The organism is Streptomyces sp. NRRL F-5755 (assembly GCF_001279365.1).
Lineage (GTDB): Bacteria > Actinomycetota > Actinomycetes > Streptomycetales > Streptomycetaceae > Streptomyces > Streptomyces rimosus.
In genome coordinates, this window is record NZ_LGCW01000174.1 from 1 (window position 1) to 804 (window position 804).

Annotated in this window: 1 protein-coding gene; it reads right to left on the minus strand. The window is 65.0% G+C overall.

From position 1 onward, the window contains the following. Nucleotides 1-469 precede the first annotated feature (469 nt). Nucleotides 470-804 (minus strand): hypothetical protein (locus ADK86_RS16740; RefSeq protein WP_053697295.1); only part of this gene is annotated, 335 nt, incomplete at its 5' end.

The following is an 804-nucleotide window of genomic DNA, read 5'->3' on the forward strand; positions in this document are numbered from 1 at the left end:
GGCGCATTGGATCAGCTTGTCCTCGTCGGCATGCGGCCAGTTGAAGCCGAGCATGTCCAGGACCCACTCCAGCGGATCCGGCAGCATGAGAGACAAGACAGAACTCCCCCGTGAAAGTACTCAAACGTGCTCAAACAACGGCATGCGACTGCGCACAGCCGCATGCGATTCAGTGCGCCTGCATTGCATGAGCCTGCACTTGGAAAGGCAGGTGCAATGCCCGGAACATCAACCCGAGGGCCTACGGGCCGGCTGGGCCGGCCGAATCGGTGCGGAATCTGCCCGTGTTATCCATGACATCCCCCGTCGTCGTGCTTGTCGGTGCTCAATGAGTTCTGCTCGTCAAAGTTTAGGGGAGCGTACTGACAGCCCACCAAGGGCTGTGGAACCCCACGGCTTCGGCGTCTGCGCAAAGGACGGAGAGGCAGCGGCGGTGCAAGTCGAATCGAATTCCCTGGGGCGGGGCGTATCAGGGCGTATTCGGACGTTCCTGTAGCCGGCGGTAGAGCTCCACGGCGGGCTCCGGCGGGAAGTTGGGAAGGAACGTCACTTCGCCGTCGGCCTTGGAGATGACGATGTTGCTGCCGCCGGGGGCCGGGGGCAGGGCAGTCGGGTCCTCGCGGGGCGGGTAGCCGGCGTAAACGAGGTAGCCGATGTCGAATTCATGGACCATGAGCGAGGCGGGGCCGCCGGGCGAACCGACCTCGGGGAAGTGCATACGGCCGATTTCCAGGGCGTGGTCGGCATCGGTCGGCACGACGACGGGCGGGACGGAGACGCCGGGCGGGGGGAAAGGCGGGGGGC